The organism is Sphingomonas sp. S-NIH.Pt3_0716 (assembly GCF_003950715.1).
In the GTDB taxonomy this organism is placed as follows: Bacteria; Pseudomonadota; Alphaproteobacteria; order Sphingomonadales; family Sphingomonadaceae; genus Sphingobium; species Sphingobium yanoikuyae_A.
In genome coordinates this window covers 1-7,240 of sequence record NZ_QLJK01000067.1, presented here as the reverse complement: position 1 = coordinate 7,240, position 7,240 = coordinate 1, and the positions used below count along the sequence as shown (strand labels likewise).

Genomic DNA, 7,240 nt, shown 5'->3' with positions numbered 1-7,240 from the left:
CCTTTTCGGCCCCATCGGCTACATCCCGCCCGCCGAGGCCGAGGCAAACTACTATGCAGCCAGAGAGACCCTCGATATGGTTGCATGACTCAATTCAAAATGCCTCCGGGAAAGCCGGGGTGGTTCAGTGCTAATGGTGTTGCGCATACGGTATTGGCCCGGCTTATCGAGCGACCCACATACGCTTCTCCTTGTGCCCGCACATTGGCGATGGCGAGCTGAAAAGAGTCTGAGAGAGCGGGCGCAATGTGAGGAGCAACGACGTGCGCGGCAGGGAAACGGCTGACACTGGACCAACGGACCGCGCTGCGTCATCCGAGGACAGGCAGCATAATTCCCATACTATCACGGAACGCTGCGGTTTGCTGCGCGCCATCCAGCTGGTCGATATGCTACGATGCCAGCCAGAGGGCATCGGCCCTCTCGCTGAGGCAGCGCGGCTTGCCCTGGATCACCGGGTCGCTGCCAAGGCGGAAACGATAGGCCAGCGTTTCTGGCGTTTCCTGTTGACGCGTAGGTCACATGAACTGTGGATGGCGCTTCTAGTTCAGAATGATAGCCTGGGCCGTAAGCTGCGATCCAATTGCCCGTTCGGGGCCCTGATAAATGACAGCGAGGATCAGCGACGCGCGCGATGGCGATTAGCCAGACAGCAACTGCGTGACGGCACGCCAGCACCTGATCCAGTCTGGAACCGAACCCATGAAAAGGCAATTGCAAGGGCCAAACTGGATTGGGCGATCACCACCGGCAGGCTTACACCGCAGGAAGCGAACAAGCGGAATTTCATATTTGCCGATGTGGATTTCAGCAAAGTACGGATCGATCTATCGGGCCACGTGCCTGAGCTTTAAAGCTGGCCGTCATCATCGTCGTAAATGGCCTTCGGCAAAAACCCCACGGTCCTGACCTGTCTCTGGGTGACAGGATTTGCACGATCTTGCCCATAGGCGACAAAATTTCGCGACCGGACAAATTGTCTTGGACAGCTACCTGTCCGGTGAACAATCACGAATGCAGTGCAAGGTTGCTCAAGGCCGGAAGTCTTCAACACTATCTTCGCTCAAGATATAGCGAAACTTTTGCGCACTGGACTCAGCGATCCCACCTGCGCCGTTCCTATACTGATAACGATGAGGGCGCCGGTGTCACGCTCGCAGCGGCTGAATGTTATGTCGAGCGGGAAGGCGGTTGCTGAGATAGTTCAGCGCTCGTAAGCGGAGCATGGTCGTTCCCACCCCGGCCCACTGTGCATTAAAAGCTAAAATTCGCACAACTCGAAAAGCGAAATATGGCACAGCATTATAAGCGAAATATGATAGAAGTGGGGAATGGCCCGCCCTGCTGAAAAACTCGCCAATGCCCTAGAAGCGCTCGAACGTCTTCAGACGAACGGACTTGTTGCTATCCGTTCGGTAGATCTAAGTCGGCTGGACCGCGAGCGGCTTGTCGAAGCAGGTTTCCTCAAGGAGGTCATGCGTGGTTGGTATATTCCGGCTCGACCGGATGAACCGGCTGGAGAAAGCACCGCCTGGTTCGCCAGCTTCTGGGAATTTGTCACTGCCTATCTGACAGAACGGCTCGGTTCTGATTGGATCCTCGCGCCCGACCAATCCCTCTTGCTGCATTCTGGAAATCGAACGGTCCCCCAGCAATTGCTCGTGCGAGCACCCGGCGGCCGTAACAAGCCTACAGAATTGATCCACGGTACTTCACTGATCGATACTCGCCTGTCGCTTCCTGCGGATCGTGATCGCACGGTGACGGCTGACGGCGTCCGCATCTATCGCGCCGAGGCGGCCCTCGTCGCTGCTAGCCCGCAATTCTATCTCAATTATCCGACGGATGCTCGAACTGCGCTCGCCGCGCAGCGGGACGCCTCGGCGCTGCTGGAGAGACTGCTGGATGGCGGGCACAGTGTTGTCGCGGGTCGCTTGGCAGGCGCTTTTCGGAATATCGGACGAAACCGCATCGCTGACGACATTTCAGGCACGATGAAAAGTGCGGGCTACGACGTACGGGAGAGCGACCCATTTTCCCACCCCCTCGCCTACCCGCTCCCACGAGACCCTTCTCCAGCAGCCAATAGAATCCGCCTCATGTGGCAGGATCTACGAGAGCAATTGATTGGCCTGTTCCCGGAACCACCTCACCGCAACGACGCCGCCGCATATCTGGCGGAAGTTGAGGAAAATTACGTCAACGACGCCTACAACTCCCTCTCGATCGAAGGGTACCGGGTCAGCCCAGGGCTCATCGAGCGCGTGCGGGGCGGCAACTGGGATCCAGAGTTCAACGAGGATGACCGAGCGCACCGCGATGCCATGGCGGCGCGAGGTTATTGGCAGTCATTTCAGGCCGTGAAATCAAGCCTGACGGAGATTCTTGCGGGCCGCAATGCTGGCGATGTCGCGGACCGCGACCACCCTGTCTGGTACCGAGAGCTGTTTGCGCCAAGTGTTGCGGCAGGCATCATCAAGCCGAGCGATCTCGCCGGATACAGAAGCAATGCTGTCTTTATCCGAGGTTCACGGCACGTCCCGCTTGGGCCTGATGCCGTCAGGGACGCAATGCCGGTCTTTTTTGACTTGCTCCGGGATGAGCCGGACCCTGCGGTCCGGGTCGTTCTGGGGCATTTCGTGTTCGTCTATATTCATCCGTACATTGACGGCAATGGCCGCATCGGCCGCTTTCTGATGAACGCGATGATGGCATCAGGAGGTTACCCCTGGACGATCATTCCGGTCGATCGGCGGGACCAGTATATGACCGTGCTGGAGACAGCGAGCACTAGCGGAGAGCTCCGGCCCTTTGGCGAATTTATCGCTGGCCTCATCAAATGAGATGCGTCTCCGCCTTTTGCGGTCCTTTGCGAGATACACAACGCACTACAGACATCGCGCCCGTAATGAGCAGTCGGGGACATCTCGCTGGCCCATTTTCGATATCTTGCAGTATCTGCTTTCTACCAGCGGAGCGCTAGAGCGGTTCGAGGCAACCGTGAAGAGTGGCCTATCAGTTGCCTTCACAGCCACTGTTTCGACCGAGATATTTTTACGCCTGAATATGCACCGGCCGCCTTCCAAATGCCCTCCACCGTCTTACCTGCAAGAAATTGGAGCCTAGTTCGCTTAGATCGTATCCGGATGCCAAAGTAAGGCGGCCGGAGTGGTCCGCGTCCCTCCTTTGGAAACATCGAACATCCGGCGCGTATAGCAGGCCAATCACATCATATCGTGAAAGCAAAATGCAAAGAAAATTGATCATCGCCAGTCTGTTGGCCGCCACGACGCTTCTGGGCGCATGCACTGTCATTCAGCGGGCTGGGCCGGTGGGCAACATTAATGTGCCCGGCCCAGCCAAACCCGTCGACCTTACACAATATTTGGGACTTTGGTTCGAGCAATTCCGGTATGAGGCACCTTTTCAGAAGGACATGGACGGCGTCACCGCCAACTATGTGATGAACTCAGACGGCACCGTCCGAGTCATCAACCGTGGACGTCGCGGATCGAAGTGGAAGGAATCGGTCGGCAGGGCCAAGCCGGTCAAGGGGAGCAGCAATGCTAAACTCAAGGTGTCGTTCTTTGGTCCATTCTACGGTAACTATTGGGTGTTGGATCATGGCGACGATTATAGCTGGTCTATCGTTGGAGAACCCAGCGGCCGATACCTATGGGTGCTGACCCGTGACCAGCATCCTTCAGACCAAATGAAAACCGAGCTCGCCGAACGTGTCAAACGCTTGGGATATGACTGGAGCCTGGTACGCGTCACCCGACAATAACCGAGGTGTTTGAGCGCTTCATTGTGGTCGCATTTTATGCACATTGCTCCTCTGGTCATCGCTAAAAGGCGTGGGCCAATGGCGCGAAACCTAGAAAATTTGCTTCCCCAGGAGTTGATTATGAGACTATCCGCCATAGCTGCATTTGCCTCTATCTATGGATGCGGCATCATGCCGGCTGCTGCCGCTGACATTTCGACGCATGTGCTCGACCTCGCCCACGGCACGGGCCGCCAAGGCGTACCCGTTTCGCTTAAGAAACAATTGTCTGATGGCAGCTGGGAGCGAGTGGCGAAATCAATCACGGATGCAAATGGGCGCATTGGCAGCTTCGACGATGGCGGCCTGTTCGACACGGGTATCTACCGCCTTGAATTCGACATGTCGAAATATCCCGATGCGTCTGCAGATCCCTTCTTCCCTGAAATAACCCTGACGTTTCGCGTCGCCGACAAAAAGGGCCATTATCATGTCCCGGTTGTAGTCAGCCCTTATGGATACTCGACTTATAGGGGAAATTAACATCCAACAGTTGTCTTTTCCGGGGTTCGCGAGCGAAGCCTGCTGGCTGAACTGCTGATAGTGCGAGGCTGATGAGACGAGCCAGGAAGCGACGCCCTACGCTTTCTCTCAGCCGCCCAATGTAGCTCAAAGCAAATAGGAGTTGGCGCATACAGGCTGCAATCCTATTTTCGCCGCGGAGGCACGGCGCTGAGCATGGGATGCAGGAAAAGCCGTGAAGTGCTGAGTCGGCGGCTGGCGGCCCCTCGAAAGAAGATGGTGGACTTCTTTTTTGCGCTGCAGCCCCTGCTGTCAGGTGATGTTTACAACCAATGCGTTGCCTCGGCAGCCAAGGCCCGGCATAGACGAGTGCATGACTGAACCTGTGCAGGCCGCCATTCTCGCCGTGATCGAACGCGCACCGATGTGGATCAAGCAGGATCTGACGTCAAAGGATCCGGGGGCTCGTGTACGCGCGGAGGAGTCTCTCGCCATGATCATTGCCGACGCCATCAGCAAGCAGAGCGAACAGCCTGAATGACCGGCCATTGCATAATTGGGATATAACGCCAACGGCGGCGGGTTTCGATTCTGCGATGCGCCCGGCGCAGCCTCTAAGCACCGTACGGTCTAGTTGCTCGACGTATCCTCTAAGCCAGCTGAATTCCATTTTGCCGATTTTTTGTGGTGTTCGGAACAGCGGGCGTTCACGCGATCAGACGTCGACCAGCTGGCAGTCCCGCCCTTCCGCCTCGGTGTAGGAACCCGATGTGTGGACATGCGACCTGTAGATCGTCGGGACTAGAAGGAAGCAGTGGTAAAGGCTGTCGATTGCTTGATCTAGTTCAAGTCTGCTTGTTCGATGAAACCTTTGGCGATCGCAAATTTCGCGAGCTGCATTGGCCTTCCGCTGCAGCTAACCTCTTCTCGAAACATTCCTGTGCCATCGGGTGAGCCTGAACGGGCGTCTTGAACTTTGGGACATGGAGCTCGCAGTGCGAGACTTGGTAATGGGTGATGCCTTCCTTGGGGCACATCCATGAAGAAAGAGCAAATTTGTGGCAGGCCGTCGTCAACATTGATCTGCCCCCACCGAGTGGCCCGATTGGTTTGTTAGTGGATTAAGCCCATCGCCGCCATATCCGGACGGAGGTGGAGCGAAGCGGAACCGGAGGCCGGATATGGCGGTGTCGCCGTTTCCGGTGCCGGCGGTCGGTAGCCCAGGCTGCTTTGAGGGCGAACGGTGTTGTAATGCCGCCGCCATGCCTCGATCAGCACCTTGGCCTCAGCGAGGCTGTAGAAGATCTCGCCGTTGAGCAGTTCGTCGCGAAGCGACCCATTGAAGCTTTCGTTATAGCCATTCTCCCATGGTGATCCCGGGGTGATATAGAGCGTCTTCACGCCGATCTGCCCCAACCATTTCTGGACGGCGGTCGCGATAAACTCGCTACCATAGCACATTGGGAAGCGGCCCCTCGAAGGGGCGCACCGCCTTGATGAAGGCAAGGGCGCGTAGCGCCCGCAGGCTTCATCAAGGCGGTCATGATCGGCCCGCAGGTCTCTAAAGTGAAGTTGTCGACTCAACCCTTTGGAGACAGACCGACCATGACCAAGCGTAGCTCTAATCCCACCGACGCCGTGCTGGTAGCCATCGATATGTCCAAACACCGCCAGGAGGTCCTGATCGAACGTCCAGAAGGCGGACGCCGACGTCGCATGACGGTGATGGCGACAAAGGCAGATTATGATCGCTTGGCCACGGATCTTAGCGACATCGGGCGTCCGATCATCGTCGGCTTCGAGGCTACTGGTAACTACCATCGCACGCTGGCGCATCGCCTGCTGTCCGCCGGCTTCGAGTTGCGCTTGATCTCGTCCGTTGCCTTGGCTCGAACGCGCGAGGCTCTGCACAATGGCTGGGACAAGAACGATTCCAAGGATGCGCAAGTGATCCTGCACATGCTGCGGATTGGCGCCACCCAGCGATACGTCGATCCGCTCGCCGCCGGGATCAACGACCTGCAGGAGATGTCGAAAACGCACGAGGCGATCTCCAAGGCTAAGACGCAGACATGGCATCGCATCCTGACCCACTACCTGCCGCTCTATTTCCCGGAGATTGAACGCTTCGCTGGCAACAGCCGATCCGACTGGTTCCTTGCTCTGCTCGAACGATTCCCGACCCCAGCCAGCATGACTGTGCTCGGCCAGGAGACTTTCTCCCGCGAAGCATGGGACTTGGTCGGCCGCAAGGTGTCCAAAGCCCGGCTGATCAACGATATCTACGAGACCGCCTGCGCCTCCGTGGCGCTACCTGTCGACGAGGATTCCGTCTCGATCGCTATGTTCCGCATGGTGATCGCCCAAGCACGCAACCTGATCCGACAGCGCGACGAGATCGAGCGAACGGCGCATGCCATGCTGGCCGAAAACCGCGATTATCAGCTCTTGCGCATGATCCCCGGCATTGGGCCCATCAATGCGTTGACCATTCTCGCCGAGGCAGGCGATCTAAGCCGCTTCAGCCATCACCGCCAGTTCCTGAAGTTCTGCGGTCTTGATCTTGCGACCCGGCAGTCCGGCACATTCCGAGGCCGCACGATGCTGTCCAAATACGGTAATGCGCGATTGCGGCGGACCTTTTGGATGGCTGCCCAGGTCGCCGCACGTCAGCGCAACAACAGTTTCCGCGACAAGCTCGGACGATACACTGCCGGGCACGCGGACGATGCCGATCGTCGCCGCAAGGCGATGACGGCGCTCACCGCCAAGATGGCGCGCGTTGCCCATGCCGTCATCAAGACGGGGACAGAGTACCGACCGTTTGCTGATTCCGAGGGAAGCCGCCCCCTCATTCCGAAATGATGCCGCCCCCCTGTTCCGAGAATTACTCGCCCCCTGATTCCGAGATGATGTCGCCCCCTTTGCGGGGATGACGATGAAGGTCCGCTG

At 57.6% G+C, this 7,240-nt stretch carries 6 protein-coding genes and 1 pseudogene; 6 read left to right on the top strand and 1 reads right to left on the bottom strand.

Translation table 11 applies throughout. The features are described from left to right. Nucleotides 1–362: 362 nt before the first annotated feature. The 5 genes from BRX37_RS25620 (at nucleotide 363) to BRX37_RS26985 (ending at nucleotide 4,829) form a co-directional block, all read left to right on the top strand. Nucleotides 363–854 (top strand): hypothetical protein, encoded by a 492-nt coding sequence (locus tag BRX37_RS25620; protein WP_125990277.1) that lies wholly within the window; start codon nucleotides 363–365, stop codon nucleotides 852–854. A gap of 477 nt (nucleotides 855–1,331) precedes the next feature. Further along, nucleotides 1,332–2,843 (top strand): Fic family protein, encoded by a 1,512-nt coding sequence (locus BRX37_RS25615; protein ID WP_063976921.1) that lies wholly within the window; start codon nucleotides 1,332–1,334, stop codon nucleotides 2,841–2,843. A gap of 416 nt (nucleotides 2,844–3,259) precedes the next feature. Continuing rightward, nucleotides 3,260–3,787: a lipocalin family protein gene (locus BRX37_RS25610; protein WP_234792487.1), complete on the top strand. Its 528-nt coding sequence runs from the start codon at nucleotides 3,260–3,262 to the stop codon at nucleotides 3,785–3,787. Nucleotides 3,788–3,907: 120 nt separating this feature from the next. Continuing rightward, the gene (gene uraH, locus BRX37_RS25605; RefSeq protein WP_081331805.1) at nucleotides 3,908–4,309 is read left to right on the top strand and encodes a hydroxyisourate hydrolase; all 402 of its coding nucleotides are present in this window, start codon (nucleotides 3,908–3,910) and stop codon (nucleotides 4,307–4,309) included. A 352-nt stretch (nucleotides 4,310–4,661) separates the two neighbouring features. Beyond that, nucleotides 4,662–4,829, top strand: coding sequence for a DUF6771 family protein (locus tag BRX37_RS26985; RefSeq protein ID WP_164522541.1), 168 nt, complete (start codon nucleotides 4,662–4,664; stop codon nucleotides 4,827–4,829). Nucleotides 4,830–5,401: 572 nt separating this feature from the next. On the opposite strand, the pseudogene BRX37_RS25600 reads toward BRX37_RS26985, so the two are convergent. Then, nucleotides 5,402–5,740: pseudogene (locus BRX37_RS25600) on the bottom strand (integrase core domain-containing protein); the annotation flags it as partial. Nucleotides 5,741–5,893: 153 nt separating this feature from the next. Here BRX37_RS25600 and BRX37_RS25595 point away from each other — a divergent pair. Continuing rightward, the gene (locus BRX37_RS25595) at nucleotides 5,894–7,153 is read left to right on the top strand and encodes an IS110 family RNA-guided transposase (protein ID WP_125990275.1); all 1,260 of its coding nucleotides are present in this window, start codon (nucleotides 5,894–5,896) and stop codon (nucleotides 7,151–7,153) included. The last annotated feature ends 87 nt before the right edge of the window (nucleotides 7,154–7,240 follow it).

Excerpts from the sequence above, each read along its gene's own strand:
- BRX37_RS25615 (WP_063976921.1), top strand. The coding sequence starts at position 1,332 with ATGGCCCGCCCTGCTGAAAAACTCGCCAATGCCCTAGAAGCGCTCGAA.
- BRX37_RS26985 (WP_164522541.1), top strand. The coding sequence starts at position 4,662 with ATGACTGAACCTGTGCAGGCCGCCATTCTCGCCGTGATCGAACGCGCA.
- BRX37_RS25595 (WP_125990275.1), top strand. The coding sequence starts at position 5,894 with ATGACCAAGCGTAGCTCTAATCCCACCGACGCCGTGCTGGTAGCCATC.
- uraH (WP_081331805.1), top strand. The coding sequence starts at position 3,908 with ATGAGACTATCCGCCATAGCTGCATTTGCCTCTATCTATGGATGCGGC.